Raw genomic sequence first — 18,573 nt, 5'->3', positions numbered from 1 at the left:
ATCATACGTCTAGTATGATTATTACCGCTTTATGGCAGTTCTAAAGCATGAGATTATGCTGTTAGAGTTTCAACAAATGCAATAGTGATGAGCTAATGACTAACCAAATAATAATCAGCCATTAGCTATTACATTCTCTAAGCAGTCCGAAAACGCGCTAACTCTTCACCAGTCTTCGCATCATGGGCGTGAACTGTACACACCAAACATGAATCAAACGATCGCGCCACATGACCAACTTCCACCGGATCGCTAGAATCGTAAATGGGTGTGCCAATTAACGCTTCTTCAATGGGGCCGCGGATTCCTTCGCCGTCACGAGGGCCAATATTCCAAGTACCTGGGGCAATCACTTGGTAATTTTTAATTTTACCGCCCTCTACTTCTACCCAGTGACACAAAGAACCCCGCGCCGCTTCCGTTGCACCCCAACCCTTGCCATCTTTTTCTGTGGGTTTGATATACCAAGGGTCGTTTAATTTGAATTCGCGCAAACAGTGTTCGGCTTGCCGATATAACTTGACAATTTCGTGAAGTCGTGCTAGCTGACGCACATGAATACTAGGGCCGCCCATCCGTTTGAAGACATCGAGGATAAAGCCGTCGTAGTGTTGCCAAGATTCGCCATGTTTACCACCAGCTACTAACTGACGCGCTAAAGGGCCAGCTTCCAAACGTCCGAAGTCTTTGTGCAGGACTGCACTTGCCCAAGAGTAGGCGTTATCGAAGTCCTTTGTATTATTGGCAGTGGGTTTAGTATTGCGATCGCTAGGGTGAATATCTGCTGTCCCTTCATCGTACCAAGAGCGAGTTGTATTCTCGCGGGTAAATGACTGATCCATTAAAACGTGAGTGTCTGCGAAGCTGTCGTACACTCCACTTTTCATAATCATCGCCGCATTTCGTCCTTCGATAGTCGGCTTTTGGTATTTATCTTCATGGGCTAAATATCCCCAAGTCACATATTTCCCAACACCAGCGCCATATCTATCTAAACCGATATCTAAACCCATCCGCCAATAAAAACCTAAGTCGGAATCTCGATGATTGCGGTTTTCATCTAACCAATCTCTGAAGTCATCATAAGTTTGGATTTGTTCGTAGCGTTCTAAAGAACAACCTAACCACACTGGTTCTAACCAATTGGTGCGGAAATATTCGAGAAGCGCCCAAGCACGGGTAATATCTGTAAGAGTAGGGGCGCACATCACACCACCAGGAACCATATAACTGCTGTGAGGCCATTGTCCGCCCAATAGTGCATAAATTTCTACGGGTTTAGCAGAAATTGTGATGCCTAATTCATAAGATTTACCTGTGAAAGCAGCAAAGCGTCTGGTAGCTTCCTCATAATAGCGGCTATGACGGTATTTTTTATTGGTTAAATCAATGGCAAACAAACCATAAAAGTAGCGGGGAATGCTTTGAATTGTCTCGACAATTTGTCCGAGATTTCTCGCCAAAATTGCATTGCGGGGAACTTCTGTTTCCCAAGCTGTATCTAATGCCCAAGATGCACAAGTTAAGTGAGAACCGCCACAAATTCCGCAAATGCGAGGTGTGACAATTAATCCGGCTTGGGGGTCTTTACCGCGGAGGATAACTTCAAATCCTCGGAAAAGTTCGGCGTGTGTCCAGGCGTTGACTACCCGTCCATGTTCAATATCGACTCGGACATCTAAATCGCCTTCAACTCTACCAACGGGCGATATATCTAATGATTGAATTCCCATTTGTTATTTGTCCTTTGTCATTGGTCATTTGTCACTTGTACTGAGCGAAGTCGTTGGCGCAGCCTCTCGTAGAGAAGTATTTGTCATTTGTCCTTTGTCCTTTGTTATTTGTGATTGGTAATTATTCACTCGCCTCACTGCAAAATAGTCGAAACCCTTGATTTCTCGTTGAGAGGTATAGAGAAGTGTGAAAGGTTATAGTCATTAGTCAAATCACAAAGGACTAATGACTAATGACTAATGACAAAGGACTAATGACTAATGACTAAACTGTAAAAAAGTCTTCTTCTGCCCAAGGTGGTGCTGCATCTTTTGCAACCATTGTCAGTAAGGCGTATTCTTTTTTGTTCACCCCTGGCGGTAATTCTTTGGGAACTCCCATCACTGTTTGGGTTTTAAATACGGTTCCTGGTTTGAGGTCAAAGAAGGGAAATTCTGGTTCGGTGCAACCTAAACAAGGCATTCCAGCGCGAGTTTTGGAGGAGACGCGGTTCCATAAGATGCGGTTGCAGGAGGAATGGGTCATGGGGCCGCGACAACCCAAGTCATAAAATAAGCAACCTTTGCGCTGACCAAATTCGGCGGTTGATGCTTTGTAGGCAAAATGGACGTTGCGGGTACAACCTGTTTGGGTATAGGTGTTGAAAAAGGTTTGGGGACGATTTAGTTCATCCAGGGCAATATCTGCTATGCGTCCAGTAGCGATCGCAACTAATATCTGCGTAATCCAGTCTGGATGGGCGGGACATCCAGGTATATTAATTACAGGTAATCCGGCTTGTGATACGAAATCTTTCCCTAAAAAGCCGCCTTCTTGACGCTTGAGAAATTGCAAACCTTCCGATTCGCTGGGGTTGGGTGACATAGCAGGAATTCCCCCCCATGTGGCACAGTCTCCCACCGCGACGATAAATTTAGCAACTTTGGCGAGGTCTGCTAACCAATCTTTCATGGCGCGATCGGCAAACCGATTCCATTCACCAGTACCGTTGGGGGCATTAACAACGCTGCCTTCAAATACCAAGATATCTAAAGGAATTGTGCCAGAAATACAATTTCGTAGCAGTGTTTGCAAATCGTTGCCTAGTTCCAGCCCCAAGGAAGGATGCCAAAGTATATTGATACCAAAGTCGGCAATTAAATCGCAAACTGTCGGTTCTTCAGCGTTGAGAAATGACATGGTGTTACCCGAACAAGCACCACCCTGTAGCCATAGTACGTTAGTCATCGGCTATGCGTTTTTCTATTGTTTCCCATGCATGATGTAGGTGATAATGCTTGTAAAGTCTCACCTGTTTATCAATATTTATTTTTCAATGGTAAGATATTTTTTATTGAATTATCGTTCATTAAAAAAGAATTAATCATTAACCATAAATTAAATTTACTCAAGATTCTTTCAAGAACTACGTTTGTTATATATGTGACACATTTTACAAATGCAAAATAGTAAAAATAAACACTACCTCTTATTTTTAAATGTTTACATTCAACAAACTCAATTTGCTTAATTTATTACTGACAAAACTTTGTAATGATTAACAATTCCTGTAAACTGTTAATGCGCGTGAGGTAATGAGTATTTTAATTCATCAAATTTTCACGTAATAAATGAGCCAAAAATAGAGGCGCTAAACTTTGCGCCCCATCAACTATATATCAGTTGTTTTAGGATTTCGGTTGTGCAGCTTGCCTAACAACTTGTTCGTCCAAACCCAACGCTTGAGCTATCTGCTCAATACTGAAACCAAACGCTAATAACTGGGGTATGGCTTCTAATTTACCTTCTTGCTTGCCTTCTTGTATACCTTCTGCAAAAACATCTTGGTAAAATCTAGTTTGTTTTAACTCATTTAATCCAAACATTTTTCCAATCTCCTCCTGGCTCAATCGCGGCAACTTATAGATTGATATCGTCTCTATTAAACGCACAGTTAATCCTTTGCGCACTCTATTATTTTAGGATTTTGGTTGTGCAGCTTGCCTAATAACTTGTTCGTCCAAACCCAACGCTTGAGCTATCTGCTCAATACTTAAACCCAACCCTAATAACTGAGGTATGGCTTCTAACTTACCTTCTAACTTACCTTCTTGCCTACCTTCTTGTCTACCTTCTTGCCTACCTTCTTGTATACCTTCTTGTTTACCTTCTGCAAAAACATCTTGGTAAAATCTAGTTTGTTTTAACTCATTTAATCCAAACATTTTTCCAATTTCCTCCTGGCTCAATCGCGGCAACTTGTAGATTAATATCGTCTCTATTAATTGTATTATTTCCCTAATAGTAGTGACATCTGGAATTTGCTGTCGGGCAATGTTGACTATTTCGATAGCTCTTGTTGTCGCAGTTGATTCGGGTTCGATGATGAGTTTAACTGTCTCTATGCCGATTGATGATGCTTCAATTGAGCTTAATTCGTCAAGATAGACGCGAGTTACTCGTTGTGAGTTGAGTAGTTCTGTATATCTCTCGGTATCTCCAGTATCAACGCTGCGGTTGGGGTAGATAACAACACCACGCCAATTATTGGTTAATTCGGTTTTGTCAAGATAATTAAAGATTTCGGTAAATAAACGTGAATAAAACTTTTTATCTGATTGAAATTGCACTTCGGCAAAATAAATGGGTAGTTCTGCTGCATTTGGGAGGAAAACGCCATCGATTCTAAAGGCTAGTTGTTTGACTTCGACTGAAGAAAATTGGTAAACACTAGCTAGTTGCGGCGGTTGGTTAATCAGTTCAAAGAAAGTAGTGGGAATACTTTGAAAGAGCCGATAGAAAATACTGTCTGTTTTCAAGGTAGCTGGTTTTACAGTCGTTGATAAATATATTTTACACTTCGGCGATCGCGTGGCAAATTTTTAGAGTATACAAAAATTAGCTGGTAAGATAGTGCATATAAGTATGTCAACAATTCAATAAAGAATATTCGGATTGTGTCAAGTGATGATACAAAAAGTATTTTGAAAATATTAGGTGTTTAAAACTGACATTAATATTAGCAATTTCCCCCTAGAATTTTAGAAATAGGGTGTTTTATAGTAAAAAAATTGATTGGGCATGGGGTATTGGATATTGGACATGGAATCAAATCTTTTCCTAATCCTTCATTATTAGCCCTAGCCTCAGATACAAAAGGGGAATTCCGCCTAAAGGACTCGAAGCCTGCGTAAATCAGTATGGCCCGTGATGAAATGCGATCGCGCGTTTCGATTATTCATGGGTGTTAACAGACTCAATTCCCAATTGGCTAGAGTACGGCAGAGTTATGACCCCCAGCATTACAGATTCGGCGGTGAAGGCTGCGGTAGCAGCTGTTGCTTCAGAGTCAGCCTCAGCAGAGGAAAAAATCCAAATGCTGATTGAAATCGCACAGGGTTTTCAAAAAAAGCCCAAAGCTGCCCAAGACTTGCGAAATGCAGTTGGGTTATATTACCGGGCCTATGAGATGTGTGGTGAGGAGTATCCCCTATTAAAAGCCAGGGCCAAAGTGGGCATGGCGGGGACATTACAGGCAATACCGGATGCTGATTACCAACTGTTGATGCAAGCGAAAGTCGGTTATGAAGAGGCATTACCGATTTTACAACAATTAGCTTCTCCAGAAGAAGTGGCAGAAACGCAGATGAATTTTGGTTTGGTGTTGCAGTCGCTAGTACCATTTAATTTGGCGCGGATAACTGACAGCATCCAAGCTTATCATGAGGCTTTGCGGGTGTTTACTTGGGAAGATTACCCCCAAGAATACGCCATTTTGTATAACAATATTGCGATCGCTTACCTTTCTATGCCCCTAGCATCAGAACGGGAATACTTGCGTCAAGGTTTAGCTGTGCAATCATTTGAGGTGGCACTAAAGCATATTAATCTAATCGATCATCCTAGAGAATATGCGATGTTACAAAATAATTTGGGTAACGCATTGCAATATTTAGTGAGTTCCCATCCTGTGGAGAATAACTTGCGGGCGATCGCAGCTTATGATGAGGCGCTAAAAGTGCGTAATCTCCAAGATACACCTCTAGAGTATGCTAACACAATTTCAAACAAAGCCAACGCTTTATTCAACTTACCAGACGACTCAGAAAAACCAGAGCTTGGTAATCCTCAAAATCTTTTGCAAGCGCGTATCTACTATCAACAGGCTTTAGAAATATTTACGGAACACCAACAAATTGCACAAGCAGAAGTAGTAGTTCAAGCGTTACAAGATGTAGAAGCCGAAATGAAAGCTTAGGAGTGATGAATTATAGTTCTATAACGCTTTCCAGTTTAGTTCAATACAGACCTAATTCCCAGCCCCTTCCCTACAAGGGAAGAGGAGTAAGATTCAAAGCCTCTCTCCTTTTAGGAGAGAGGTTTGGAGAGAGGTCAAAATATATTGTATAAAAACCAAACTCCCTAGATTGAACTCTTGACTTTAACAATGAGTAAAAAACCAGCATGAGAGATATTGTTACTTACCCAAATTTGATAAATTTCCTCACAAGTTTAGCAGATGGCGATTTGAATCTAGCAACAGAATTCGTGTGGTTAATTATAGCAGCAGCCTTGTCTATGGTTGGTGGTGCTATTGGTGGAATGCTGTTAGCTGGAAAAGATATCGGCTATCAGTTTTCAGCAATGCTTGGTGCATTATTTGCTCCTGCTGGTGTAATTCCTGCTATTCTCTTAGGGTTTGTAATCCTAAATTTATTGACTAATTATTAGGAGTAAACATGTTAGAAATTGGATGGTTTTCTGCCAAGTTATTTTTCAAAGGGAAATTACTGCGCGATCCAATATATTTTGTTCAACGAACTGCTATTGCTACTGCTGTAGGTTCGTTACTGCTAGTGTTGTTTGCACAAATCGACATTCCCTTCTACTTACCAATAACATTATCTAGCCTCGTGACGGGCTTGATTATGCCATTTCTCCTCAAAGATTTCAAAATGAAGTAATTTGTCATTGTTCATTTATGAATAACCAATGCCCCATGCCCCATGCCCCATGCTTAATGACTAATGACAAACCTTGAAGAATTAGTTCGAGAAATTAACCGCTTTGAGGCAATTATATCCGAGTGGGATGAAAGCCAACGGTGTGTAGCAGTTGGACTAAAAAGGGCAATTGAAGCTTTGCATAAGGCAGCATTGACTAGTTTAATCAAAAGCCTCAAGCAAGAATCAATGTCAGGTTTGCGTCATGCTGTGACTGATGAAGTAGTGTACGCAGTGCTGCTTTATCACGAACTTGTAAAACCACCAAAACCACCATTAGCACAGCGAATTCAAACAGCCCTTGAAGAAGTTCGCCCAAGTTTAAAAAGCCATAATGGGGATGTAGAACTAGTAGCAATTAAGCCCCCAGATACAGTAGAAGTCAGATTAATCGGAACTTGCAGCAGTTGTCCGGCTTCTACTTTAACTTTATCTCAGGGAGTAGAACAAGCAATCAAAAACCATTGTCCCGAAATTACCAGAGTGGTTGCGGTCAATAATAACCCTGTTGTTAACAATGCAAGTTTTGGTTTAATTAGTCCATTCTCTTCAAAAATAACTTCTACTTGGATCAAAGTAGCGACTATTGAGCAAATTCCTGAATTTAGTGTATTGCCAGTACAACTTGCTGGTAATTCTCTAATTTTACACCGTCAAGGTATTACAGTAAAATGTTACCGTAATGCTTGCACTCATTTAGGTTCTACACTAGATAAGGGTAAGGTTGAAAATGGTATTATTACCTGTCCTTCCCACGGATTTCAATATAAGTTGGAGACAGGTGAATGTTTGACTGCACCTGATATTTCACTTCAGTCGTATCCAGTAAAAATTAAAGATGATAAGGTTTTTGTGAAACTGCAAAAATGATCGTGTAAAAGTAACATCTCAGCAAATATACTTGACGATTAGAAAATCACGGCTAATTTGCTTTTCATCTCAGTAGTTCGCGCATTCATTTTAGTGTTTGTTGGAAGCAAAATGCCTAAATGTTTTCTCAATAGACCGGAATCGTTTCTCATTTGAGCAATTCAATGATTCATTTTAGTGTTTTGAGAAAGCAAAAAGCCTAAATGCTTTCTCAAAAGGCTTGATTGCTTTCTCATTTCAGTAAATTTAGCAAGCAAAAAGCCTAAATGCTTTCTCAAAACGCCTGATTGCTTTCTCATTTCAGTAAATTTAGCAAGCATTTCGGTAGATTCAGCAAACAAAAAGCCTAAATGCTTTCTCAAAATGCTTAATTGCTTTCTCATTTCAGTACATCGCGCATTCATTATAAATATCGCTATGTAGCAAAAGCAACTTTAGGTTAGCAATAGGTTTTTAAAATTGATTAACATAAAAGTTGTTTAAAAATTTTAACTTAATTTGAAATAAAAACATCATGGAAAATTGTTACTGTTGTTACACGCTAATCAGCATTAATGTTTTTAAATAATTATCAGCGTCTATCTGCGGTTCATGGATATCCCAATTATAATTAATCCCATATCACAATTACCGCTAGAAGCAACAGAAATTTCTCAATATTTACCTCTCTCATCTCAAGGTGCAGAGGTAATTTTAGGTAACATTATTGAACCACAAAAATTAGTGATACCTATAGCACCTAGCCCCACAACGATGTTTGGGCCTCGTGGTGCTTGTTTGTTATTAAATGGCCCTTTATGGGTATCAGATACAGGACATCATCGATTATTAGGATGGAAAAAATTACCCACAATAGATAGTCAACCTGCTGATTGGGTAATTGGACAACCTGACTTCTATCATGAAGGACAAAATGCTAAAAATACACCAGGAAGCACAACCTTAAATGTACCAACAGGGATTTGTGCTTGCGCCGAAGGGTTAGCTGTCGCAGATGCTTGGAATCATCGAGTTTTAATTTGGAAAAATTTACCAGAAGATAACAATGTTCCAGCAGATTTGGTCTTAGGACAAGCTAATTTTATTGATAATGAACCAAATCGGGGAAGTCAACAAGCATCTGCCAGTACAATGCACTGGCCTTATGGGGTTTTCTATCATCAAGGGCAGCTATTTATTGCCGATACTGGTAATCGAAGGATATTAATTTGGCATCAATTACCAACAGAAAATGGTCAACCTGCTGATTTAGTTTTGGGACAACCAGATATGGTATCTCGCAATGAAAACGGCGGTGCTTCTCCAACCGCAGCGAGTATGCGTTGGTGTCACGATATCACCCTTTGGGGAGAAAATTTGGTTGTCAGCGATGCAGGTAATCACCGAGTGATGATTTGGCAGGGAATCCCAACAGAAAATAATGCCCCTTGTGCAGTGGTTTTAGGACAAAAAAGCTTTGATTTTGTGGAAATGAATCAAGGAGTTTATTATCCTAGCGCTAGTAGTTTGAGTATGCCTTATGGTGTGGGGGTGGCTGGAGATTGGTTAGTAGTTGCAGATACAGCTAATTCCCGGTTGTTAGGATGGAGAAAGCCAGAATCAATTTTATCACTGCAAGGTGTAGTGGCAGATGGGTTAGCAGGACAAATAAATTTTCAAAATAAAGGTGAAAATCGTAATTTCGGACTACCTAAACGAGATAGCTTAAATTGGTGTTACGGGATAAAAATTTGCGGTAATACAGCAGTGATAGCTGATTCTGGAAATAACCGAATTTTGCTGTGGCAGTTTAACTATGCCGACTGAAGAAATTAGAGTTCGTGGTACTGTTCAAGGAGTAGGATTTCGCCCTACTGTATATCGTCTGGCTAAAACCTGTGGTTTGCATGGAGATGTTTGTAATGATGGTGAAGGTGTATTAATTCGGGTATCTGGTAGTGAGGAAGCAATAACCAAATTTGTAGCCAGATTGCGAATAGAATGTCCACCGTTGGCAAGAATTAATCAATTAATTAGAACTCCTTATGAAGGTGAATTGAAATTTGATGATTTTGTAATTTCTAGTAGTGTCAATAATGCCATTAAAACAGAAATTACCCCTGATGCAGCCACTTGTCCGCAATGTCAACAAGAAATATTCGACCCTTTTAGCCGCTTTTATCGCTACCCCTTTACTAATTGCACTCATTGCGGCCCCCGCCTGAGTATTATTCGTGCCATTCCTTATGACAGATGCAATACCAGTATGTCTGCGTTTGCCATGTGTTCAGAATGTGGAAAGGAATACCATGATGTCGAAAATCGCCGTTTTCACGCCCAACCTGTAGCTTGTCATGTTTGCGGCCCCGCAGCTTGGTTAGAACGCGCTGATGGGAAATCGGTTACTGCTTCCATGTTTTCGATGTTGGATGATGTCGATGCTGTTTGTACCTTGTTGCAAAAAGGTGAGATTGTGGCAATTAAGGGGTTAGGTGGTATTCATCTGGCTTGCGATGCAACACAGAAAACCGTTGTACAAAAATTGCGTCAGCGAAAAAAGCGCTATCATAAACCCTTTGCTTTAATGGCACGGGATATTGAAATAATTGAACAATATTGTATTGTCAACACTAAAGAAAAAGAATTATTAACAAGTTCTGCTGCACCAATTGTTTTATTACAAGTTTCGGATAAAAAACAATTAGCATCGTCAGTAGCATCAGGGCAAAATACCCTTGGTTTCATGCTACCTTATACACCGTTGCATCATTTAATTCTGCGGCGAATGAATCGCCCAATTATTTTAACAAGTGGCAATGTTGCTGATGAACCACAATGTATTGATAATGACGAAGCAAGGGAAAAATTAGGGAAAATCGCTGATTATTTTCTCTTTCACAATCGAGAAATTATTAATCGGGTAGATGATTCGGTTGTGCGTGTTCTTGGTGATAAAGTTCAAACAATTCGCCGTGCCAGAGGATATGCACCAGCATCAATTAGTTTACCACCAGGATTTCACAAAATCCCGCAAATTTTAGCAATGGGGAGTGAGTTAAAAAATACCTTTTGCTTATTGCGTGAAGAAGAAGCAATTCTCTCTCAACATCTAGGAGATTTAGAAAATGCTGCGGCTTTCAACGCTTACCAAGAAAATTTAAATTTATACTTAAATTTATTTGAGCATCAACCAAAAATAATTGCCATTGATAAACACCCTGAATATCTTTCAAGCAAATTTGGTAAATCACTTGTAGATACAAATAAAATTAAAATTTACCCAATTCAACATCATCACGCGCACATTGCCGCTTGCATGGTAGAAAATGGCATTCCTTTAGATTCACCTCCAATATTAGGTATTGCTTTAGATGGTTTAGGCTACGGTGACGATGGCACACTTTGGGGTGGAGAATTTCTTTTAGCAGATTACCGAAAATTTCAACGACTCGCAACATTTAAACCAGTAGCAATGATTGGTGGCGAACAAGCTATTTATCAGCCTTGGCGTAATACTTATGCTCAATTAGTAGCTGCTAATCTTTGGGATAATTGCGAACAAAAGTATTCTGACTTAGAAATCGTAAAATTTCTGAGAAATAAGCCACTCAAACTACTAAATCAACTTATAGAGAAAAGAATTAACTCTCCTCCAGCGTCTTCCGTGGGGCGATTGTTCGATGCAGTGGCAGCAGCTATCGGTATTTATAGAGATGAATGTAGCTATGAAGGACAGGCTACGATCGCACTTGAAGCTATAGTAGATGTTAGCAGCTTAAATAATGATAAAGAAACGCTAATCTACCCTTTTAATTTTGGCTTTTTAGATAGTATTTACTGTATAGACCCGCGTCCAATGTGGCAAGCCTTGCTAAATGACTTACAGCAGCAGATTCCCCAAGCAGTTATAGCTGCCAAATTTCATCAAGGTTTAGCCAATGCAATTGTGGAAATGGTTAAGCATCTTAGTCAAGAGAATCTGATTAATCAGGTAGCTTTAACAGGAGGAGTATTTCAAAATTGTATATTGTTAAAGCAAGTTACCAAAAAATTACAAACATTGGGAATAAATGTACTCACTCACAGCTTAGTTCCAGCTAATGACGGCGGCTTATCTTTAGGACAAGCAGTGATTGCAGCCGCACAATTAATACATGAGTGTTGATATTTGAAAAAATTTCTCTCACAAATAATTCTCTTTGTATTCTCCGCGTGTCTATGGTTAATTTCTCTTAAAAAACAAAAAATGTGCTTAGGAATCCCCGGACAAATTATAGAAATTACCAACGTTAACCATAAATTAGCCCTAGTTAACATTGGTGGTGTTAAGCGCGAAGTAAATATTGCTTGTATCGTAGATGAACAACATCCTCCCGAAGCTTGTATTGGTGATTGGGTGCTAGTACATGTTGGCTTTGCGATGAATCGAATTAACGAACAAGAAGCGGCAGAAACATTACAACTTTTCCAAGAATTAGCAGCAAAAACAGGGATTAGTGCGTGAAGAAGGTAGGAGGTTGAAATCTAGATGAGGCTTCTCTAAAAGACTCTGTACAAACGCGGTTCGTTAAAAAACTTCCTACCAAAAAAGCGAAATTAACAGATAGATAAAACTCACTATTCCTCACTTCCTATGAAATATGTTGACGAATTCCGCGAACCGGAAAAAGCTAAAGCGTTATACCGCGAAATTGCTAAATTATGCCATCGACTAAAAAAAACCATCAAAATCATGGAAGTATGCGGCGGACATACCCATTCCATTTTTAAATATGGTATCGAAGAAATTTTACCCCAAGCCATTGAACTAATTCATGGGCCTGGTTGTCCAGTATGCGTTATGCCAAAAGGGAGATTAGATGATGCGATCGCAATCTCTCAAAATCATAACGTCATTTTTGCCACCTTTGGCGACGCCATGCGAGTTCCCGGTTCCAAAACCACTTTACTGCAAGCCAGGGCACAAGGTGCAGACATCCGTATGGTGTACTCTCCCCTAGATAGCCTACAAATTGCCAGAGACAACCCCGACAAAGAAGTAGTCTTCTTCGCATTAGGCTTTGAAACCACAGCCCCCAGCACCGCCTTCACCATTCTGCAAGCCGCCGCCGAAGAAATTCCTAACTTTAGTATGTTTTCCAATCACGTCCTCGTGATTCCCGCCCTCAAAGCGCTATTAGATAATCCTGACTTACAACTAGATGGATTTGTTGGCCCTGGCCATGTCAGCATGGTAATTGGCAGTGACCCATACCAATTTATTTCCCAACAATATAATAAGCCGATAGTCGTCTCAGGATTTGAACCCTTAGATATTCTCCAATCAATTTGGATGCTATTGCAACAGATAGTAGAAAATCGTTGTGAAGTCGAAAACCAATATAACCGAATTGTAGAACAAACTGGGAACACAGTAGCCCTGCAAGCCATAAATAAAGTTTTCGCCGTGCGAGATAGTTTTGATTGGCGCGGCTTAGGTGACATACCCTATTCAGGATTACAAATCAAACCTGAATATGCCCAATTTGATGCCGAACTTAAATTTACCATTCCTAATCTTAAAGTAGCCGACCATAAAGCTTGTAAATGTGGAGAAATCCTCAAAGGAGTCTTAAAACCTTGGGAGTGCAAAGTATTCGGTACAGCTTGCACGCCAGAAACACCAATCGGTACTTGCATGGTATCTTCCGAAGGTGCTTGTGCAGCCTATTACAAATATGGGCGACACTCCACAATAGCCAAAAGAACAATCGCCCAAAAACCAAAAATAACTCAAGAACCTCTCCCCGCCTGCGGCTTCTCCTCAGACTTATAATACTCAGCGTACCTCTGCGCTTCCCTCTGCGTTCCTTTGCGTTTAAAAAAAATTTAATATGAATATTTTCCCCACAAACCCAATCCAAAATCCCCTATTCCAAAAAATAGAAAAAGTCCGTCGTCGCCAAACTAAAGTGCAAGACACTCATATAACTCTCGCACATGGCAGCGGTGGTAAAGCCATGCGCGATTTAATAGATGATATTTTTATCAGCAATTTTGATAACCCAATTCTCTCACAACTAGAAGACCAAGCCAGTTTTAATTTAGCCAGTCTCATGCAACAAGGAGACAGACTTGCATTTACAACAGATTCTTATGTTGTAGACCCGTTATTTTTCCCCGGTAGTGACATAGGAGAATTAGCCATCAACGGTACAGTTAATGATTTAGCTGTCAGCGGTGCAAAACCTTTATATCTAACTTGTAGTGTAATTTTAGAAGAAGGATTACCTGTCGAAACCTTGCGCCGTGTCGCAGCCAGTATGAACGCAGCCGCAAAAAATGCTGGTGTTCAAATTGTCACTGGTGACACAAAAGTTGTACATCGTGGTGCTGCCGATAAACTCTTTATTAATACTGCTGGGATTGGTATCATTCCGCGAAGAGTTAACATTTCTGCTCATAATATTAAACCCGGAGATGCAATAATAATTAATGGTGAAATAGGCAATCATGGCACAGCAATTTTAATTGCCCGTGGAGAATTAGCTTTAGAAACTAATATTGAAAGTGATTGTCAGCCGTTACATAGTTTAGTAGAAACTATTCTCCATAGATGTCCCCAAATTCATGCTATGCGAGATGTTACGCGCGGTGGTTTAGCTACAGTACTAAATGAATTTGCCCTCAGTTCCGATGTGGGAATTCGTCTCTTTGAAGAATCTCTCCCAGTGCGTGAAGAAGTCAACGGAGTTTGCGAAATTCTCGGTTTAGACCCATTGTATTTAGCAAATGAAGGTAAGTTAATTGTGGTGGTTCCAAAAAAGAATGCTGAAAATGTTTTATCAGCTATGAAATCCCACCCAGCAGGTAAAGATGCTTGTATGATTGGCGAAGTTATTTCTTCACCCCCATGTATCGTATTACTAAAAACACTTTTTGGTGCTGAAAGGATTGTTGATATGTTAGTAGGCGACCAATTGCCACGAATTTGTTAATCTTTAATAGATTTTATAATATGCACGAACTTGGAATTACCCAAAATATTGTGGCAATTGTGACTGAACACGCCAAAGGCGCAAAAGTGCAGCGAGTTTTATTAGAAATCGGCAAACTTTCAGCCATTATGCCAGATGCTATCCGATTTTGTTTTGATATTTGCACTCAAGGAACAGTTTTGGCAGGGGCAAAATTAGAAATTTTAGAAATCCCCGGTTTAGCAAAATGTCGTCAATGCGGTGCAGAAGTTTATTTAGATAAACCGTTTAGAATCTGTAACTGTGGTAGCGTGCAATTAGATTTAATTACTGGTGAAGAACTTAAAATCAAAGAAATAGAAATCGAGGAATTATGTGTGTAACCTGCGGTTGTTCTGATGATGGCGAAACTAAAATTACCAATCTAGAAACAGGTGAAGCTGAACATCACCACCATCATCATACTCATACTTTACCAGATGGTACTGTCATCACTCACTCCCACAGTCATGACACTCATATAGAAGCACCTCAAATTCATGCCAAAATACATAACACAACCATATCTTTAGAACAGGAGATTTTATCAAAAAATAACCTACTAGCTGCCCAAAATCGGGGATGGTTTAAAGGTCGAAATATTCTCGCCTTAAATTTAATGAGTTCTCCCGGTGCAGGGAAAACAACTCTTTTAACGCAAACAATCAATGATTTAAAGCAGCAATTATCTATTAGTGTTATTGAAGGCGACCAAGAAACAGCTAACGATGCCAAAAAAATTAAAGAAACAGGTTCTAAAGTCATCCAAATCAATACCGGAACAGGCTGTCATTTAGACGCCTCAATGATAGAAAGAGGTTTACAACAATTGAATCCGCCACTGAATTCAGTTGTGATGATTGAAAATGTCGGAAATTTAGTTTGTCCAGCCTTATTTGATTTAGGAGAACAGGCAAAAGTCGTTATTCTCTCAGTCACGGAGGGAGAAGATAAGCCAATAAAATATCCACATATCTTCCGTGCTAGTGACATTATGATTCTCACTAAAATTGATTTGCTACCTTATGTAGATTTTGATGTTCAAAAGTGCATAGAATATGCTAAACAAATAAATCCCCAAATTCAGATTTTTCAGCTTTCTGCAACTACTGGTGCTGGGTTAGAAAAGTGGTATGCGTGGCTTACTAAAAAGGTAACAAGCTTGTCATAGGGTTAGAACTGGCGGTGCGATTGGGGGTGGATATTCGTTGCAAAGAGTGCGACGATCGCGCTACGCCAGTTTTAGTTTTTAGCTTTAACCCAAGCGTATTGTGGTATAAATGGCTAAGTGAAAAAATCACAAGTTTTTTTACCAATAAATCAATCACAAACTCGCTGTAGTTCCTCAACTGTATTTAAGGTTTTGATAGCCTGTTGAATCACTTTTAATCGCTGTAAATCTGTGATTTGGTAAATGATTGGCATTAAATCTAAGCCAGGAGTCCCAAATTTAATCTCCAGTGCCAATTCGATACCTGAATATAATTCCTCTCGTCGTCCGCGTGCTTCTCCGCGTGCTTCCCCGCGTGCTTCCCCGCGTGCTTCTCCTTCACGTAAAATTTCTTGATACCAAGGCGATTCACGCAACACAGCCATATCCCACCTCATGATTTCTTGGACTAGGGCACTCTCTATTACAAACGTAGCAAAAAAAGCCAAAACTGTTTCAAGTTGATTTAATTGTTCATCCTGACGCAGAATTTGCAAGGCTTCTCGAATTACAACCTCGTTTTCACCGCCTTTGAGGATGGGTACAAATGGAATTAAGGATGGTAATGGTGTCTCAAAGACAGTATTTACATCAACTTCCCATAAGTTAATCACCCGATAATCTTGAGTTGCTCTTAAACCTGCAACATTTGATGCATAACTTGTCGGTATTTCTGTATTAGTTCCTTTAAGAATGTTGATTAATACCGGATAGGTAGGTAAATTATATTTTTCTTCAGCTAGAGCTGCATAAGCACGCATCCGTCGTGGCATTTCCGGTTTATACCGCAGTTGTAATTCATTGATAACTAGAAATTTTCCATACTGCGGATTTTCGACACGGATAAGTACATCGCTTTCTCTACTAAGCCACTGAAATTCTGAGTTGAGAATTTCACCTACAATAACATCAGGAATTTGTGTTACCCATTTTACCCAGTTATCGGGTGCAAGACTGATTAGGCGTTTAGTGCTGATATCAGCAGGTTTGGACATAAGCAAGTAGGTACGTTGAGATAAGCGCTATTGCACTTTTATTTAGACTACCACTGATACCAATTCAAAATTCAAAACTTGTACTGAGCTTGTCGAAGTATTCAAAATTCAAAATTAAGAAAGCCAGACAAAACAAAGGTTTGGGAGTATATATATGTCGCATTATTTTTTCAAAAAGGTATGAGTTTGGAGATTGCGATCGCCTAAATATTTCTGTATCAAAATACAAAAATGAACCCAAATTACAATAGTTATTTCTACTTTAATAACTAACTGTATCCAATTAAAAAAAATCAATTTTATCTCTCAGAAAATACAACACCCTGCACTTTAAAAGTACAGGGTGTTAGATAGCGGTAAAGATGATTCCCAGTTTCTATTTACCTCAAAGCCAATCTCGATAAGCTGATATTTCATTAACGCTGATTTCAAACGGCGTTCCTTTACCGAATGGCGGATAAACGCGGATTTTACCATTGCTAGCAAACCGCTCTAGCCTATTACCTAACTGGGGAATATTGCTGACAATATGCCAGTAAGATACTAAGTCAGGGCAGTCAATAATTAGTGTGAGGATGGTAGCATTTGTTGTCAGATACCATTGACAATTAGATAACAGTACTCGCGTAATGCGATCGCAAGCTAGATAAAAGCATCTGCCAGTAGACTGTTCTAGCTCCATTTGCAGCATTCCATCCTGTTTCGTTACCTCAGTGGGAGGTAAATCATCGGGAGGAAGCAAGTATAGTTTAGAAGACATAATTTCGCACCTCTTGGTTGTAGCGCGTCAAACTCTCTAGGTTTTTTTGCAAATCCGCAGACGAGGGTTTGAGTGCTAGCGTACCTAAATTTAATTCGTCCTGAAATTTCTTGATTTTGTCTCGACAAGTCTCCACATCACCGATAATTGAGTTCTCAATCAAATAATCTTCATCGAAACAAATATTTGTGCGGTTAAATGGTTTTTGGTTGGGATTCGGATTATTCTGCAATAATTCAGCCGAATTAGCTTTCATTTTCTGGCTAAATTTGCGAACGAAAGGTAACGCTTCACTCACCGCCTCGTCAAATGTTTTGCCAACAAAAAAGAAGCGTGCCAGCACAAAGTTTTCCGCACCACTAGAATTTAAGGCTCGATATTTGCTAACAGTATCCTTCAATCTCTCTAGGGAAAATGGCGGCCCACCCATTAAGCTGAAGGAATGTTTAGCAGCAAGCTCAATACCGTCATCGCCACCAGTGGCAACATACACTGGTATTTGACTTTGCAATGGTTTTGGGTAAATCGTTAAGCGATCGCATTGATAATATCGCCCATTAAATGATACATCAGTTTCATATAAGAGCTTTTGAACTAGTGCGATCGCCTCTAGCATCTTGGGACGAGATTCACTTGGGAGGGTCGCAAAATGCTTGTTTTGTTGAGGAAATGGGCCGCCTTTGGCAACTCCAAATAATAATCGTCCATTGCATAGGTTATCCAAAGTGGCAATATCTTCCGCCACCCGAATCGGGTTATGGAATGGCAGCAACACTGCCGCAGTGCCTAATTGAATAGTTGATGTCAATCCCGCCAAATGTGCCATTAACACCAACATGGACGGGCTAAGATTAGATTCACTAAAATGGTGTTCGCTCACCCACGCTTCCTCAAAACCTAAGCTTTCTGCCTGTTTTACCAGTGCAACTTGCTCAAAGATGGCACGACGAGCATCTTGGTGAAAATTATCGTAATTGCAGAAAATTCCAGTTTTCATTACTTGCGTTGATACTTTGTATTCACCGTAGGTGCTGGTTATTCTAGTGGT

At 39.9% G+C, this 18,573-nt stretch carries 19 protein-coding genes; 11 read left to right on the top strand and 8 right to left on the bottom strand.

Annotation, left to right across the window (positions count from 1 at the left end; all coding sequences use genetic code 11):
* Window positions 1-137 precede the first annotated feature (137 nt).
* The 4 genes from ACR5KR_RS22785 to ACR5KR_RS22770 all read right to left on the bottom strand — a co-directional run bounded on the left by ACR5KR_RS22785 (window position 138) and on the right by ACR5KR_RS22770 (window position 4,532).
* Window positions 138-1,733, bottom strand: coding sequence for a nickel-dependent hydrogenase large subunit (locus ACR5KR_RS22785; RefSeq protein ID WP_448268112.1), 1,596 nt, complete (start codon window positions 1,731-1,733; stop codon window positions 138-140).
* A gap of 265 nt (window positions 1,734-1,998) precedes the next feature.
* Entirely contained in the window at window positions 1,999-2,961 is a 963-nt protein-coding gene (locus ACR5KR_RS22780; protein ID WP_448268111.1) for an NADH-quinone oxidoreductase subunit B family protein, read from the bottom strand.
* A gap of 440 nt (window positions 2,962-3,401) precedes the next feature.
* Window positions 3,402-3,599 carry a hypothetical protein gene (locus ACR5KR_RS22775; protein ID WP_445630365.1) on the bottom strand — a complete coding sequence of 66 codons (198 nt, stop codon included), beginning with the start codon at window positions 3,597-3,599 and terminating at the stop codon, window positions 3,402-3,404.
* A 93-nt stretch (window positions 3,600-3,692) separates the two neighbouring features.
* Entirely contained in the window at window positions 3,693-4,532 is an 840-nt protein-coding gene (locus ACR5KR_RS22770) for an Rpn family recombination-promoting nuclease/putative transposase (protein WP_448268110.1), read from the bottom strand.
* Window positions 4,533-5,002: 470 nt separating this feature from the next.
* Here ACR5KR_RS22770 and ACR5KR_RS22765 point away from each other — a divergent pair, with 470 nt between their 5' ends.
* The 4 genes from ACR5KR_RS22765 to ACR5KR_RS22750 all read left to right on the top strand — a co-directional run bounded on the left by ACR5KR_RS22765 (window position 5,003) and on the right by ACR5KR_RS22750 (window position 7,586).
* Window positions 5,003-5,971 (top strand): hypothetical protein, encoded by a 969-nt coding sequence (locus ACR5KR_RS22765; RefSeq protein WP_445632044.1) that lies wholly within the window; start codon window positions 5,003-5,005, stop codon window positions 5,969-5,971.
* A 206-nt stretch (window positions 5,972-6,177) separates the two neighbouring features.
* Window positions 6,178-6,444, top strand: a complete 267-nt coding sequence (locus ACR5KR_RS22760) for a hypothetical protein (protein ID WP_445630367.1) — start codon at window positions 6,178-6,180, stop codon at window positions 6,442-6,444.
* Between the two features lie 8 nt (window positions 6,445-6,452).
* Entirely contained in the window at window positions 6,453-6,677 is a 225-nt protein-coding gene (locus tag ACR5KR_RS22755) for a hypothetical protein (RefSeq protein ID WP_445630368.1), read from the top strand.
* A gap of 63 nt (window positions 6,678-6,740) precedes the next feature.
* The gene (locus ACR5KR_RS22750) at window positions 6,741-7,586 is read left to right on the top strand and encodes a NifU family protein (RefSeq protein WP_448268109.1); all 846 of its coding nucleotides are present in this window, start codon (window positions 6,741-6,743) and stop codon (window positions 7,584-7,586) included.
* Window positions 7,587-7,747: 161 nt separating this feature from the next.
* Here ACR5KR_RS22750 and ACR5KR_RS22745 read toward each other — a convergent pair whose 3' ends face one another.
* Window positions 7,748-7,969 carry a hypothetical protein gene (locus ACR5KR_RS22745; protein ID WP_448268108.1) on the bottom strand — a complete coding sequence of 74 codons (222 nt, stop codon included), beginning with the start codon at window positions 7,967-7,969 and terminating at the stop codon, window positions 7,748-7,750.
* Window positions 7,970-8,177: 208 nt separating this feature from the next.
* On the opposite strand from ACR5KR_RS22745, the gene ACR5KR_RS22740 reads away from it, so the two are divergent.
* The 7 genes from ACR5KR_RS22740 (at window position 8,178) to hypB (ending at window position 15,731) form a co-directional block, all read left to right on the top strand.
* Window positions 8,178-9,392 (top strand): hypothetical protein, encoded by a 1,215-nt coding sequence (locus tag ACR5KR_RS22740; RefSeq protein WP_448268107.1) that lies wholly within the window; start codon window positions 8,178-8,180, stop codon window positions 9,390-9,392.
* Entirely contained in the window at window positions 9,382-11,730 is a 2,349-nt protein-coding gene (gene hypF, locus ACR5KR_RS22735) for a carbamoyltransferase HypF (protein WP_448268106.1), read from the top strand. Before ACR5KR_RS22740 ends, hypF begins: the two co-directional genes overlap by 11 nt.
* Before the next feature lie 81 nt (window positions 11,731-11,811).
* Entirely contained in the window at window positions 11,812-12,069 is a 258-nt protein-coding gene (locus ACR5KR_RS22730; RefSeq protein WP_448268105.1) for a HypC/HybG/HupF family hydrogenase formation chaperone, read from the top strand.
* A gap of 129 nt (window positions 12,070-12,198) precedes the next feature.
* The gene (gene hypD, locus ACR5KR_RS22725; RefSeq protein WP_448268104.1) at window positions 12,199-13,380 is read left to right on the top strand and encodes a hydrogenase formation protein HypD; all 1,182 of its coding nucleotides are present in this window, start codon (window positions 12,199-12,201) and stop codon (window positions 13,378-13,380) included.
* Window positions 13,381-13,438: 58 nt separating this feature from the next.
* Window positions 13,439-14,542, top strand: coding sequence for a hydrogenase expression/formation protein HypE (gene hypE, locus ACR5KR_RS22720; RefSeq protein ID WP_448268103.1), 1,104 nt, complete (start codon window positions 13,439-13,441; stop codon window positions 14,540-14,542).
* A gap of 20 nt (window positions 14,543-14,562) precedes the next feature.
* On the top strand, window positions 14,563-14,904 hold the full coding sequence (gene hypA, locus ACR5KR_RS22715; protein WP_445630376.1) for a hydrogenase maturation nickel metallochaperone HypA: 342 nt from the start codon (window positions 14,563-14,565) through the stop codon (window positions 14,902-14,904).
* Window positions 14,895-15,731, top strand: a complete 837-nt coding sequence (hypB, locus tag ACR5KR_RS22710; RefSeq protein WP_448268102.1) for a hydrogenase nickel incorporation protein HypB — start codon at window positions 14,895-14,897, stop codon at window positions 15,729-15,731. The genes hypA and hypB overlap by 10 nt, the downstream gene beginning before the upstream one ends.
* A gap of 149 nt (window positions 15,732-15,880) precedes the next feature.
* Here hypB and ACR5KR_RS22705 read toward each other — a convergent pair whose 3' ends face one another.
* From ACR5KR_RS22705 to ACR5KR_RS22695, 3 genes are all read right to left on the bottom strand, one after another.
* A complete protein-coding gene (locus ACR5KR_RS22705; protein ID WP_448268101.1) occupies window positions 15,881-16,765 on the bottom strand; it encodes an Rpn family recombination-promoting nuclease/putative transposase in 885 nt (294 codons plus the stop codon).
* Window positions 16,766-17,150: 385 nt separating this feature from the next.
* The gene (locus tag ACR5KR_RS22700; protein ID WP_322667938.1) at window positions 17,151-17,525 is read right to left on the bottom strand and encodes a hypothetical protein; all 375 of its coding nucleotides are present in this window, start codon (window positions 17,523-17,525) and stop codon (window positions 17,151-17,153) included.
* A complete protein-coding gene (locus ACR5KR_RS22695; protein ID WP_445632045.1) occupies window positions 17,515-18,522 on the bottom strand; it encodes an LLM class flavin-dependent oxidoreductase in 1,008 nt (335 codons plus the stop codon). Before ACR5KR_RS22695 ends, ACR5KR_RS22700 begins: the two co-directional genes overlap by 11 nt.
* Window positions 18,523-18,573 lie beyond the last annotated feature (51 nt).

Source organism: Nostoc sp. DSM 114159 (genome assembly GCF_053470285.1).
This window is presented reverse-complemented; position numbering and strand designations above follow the sequence as displayed.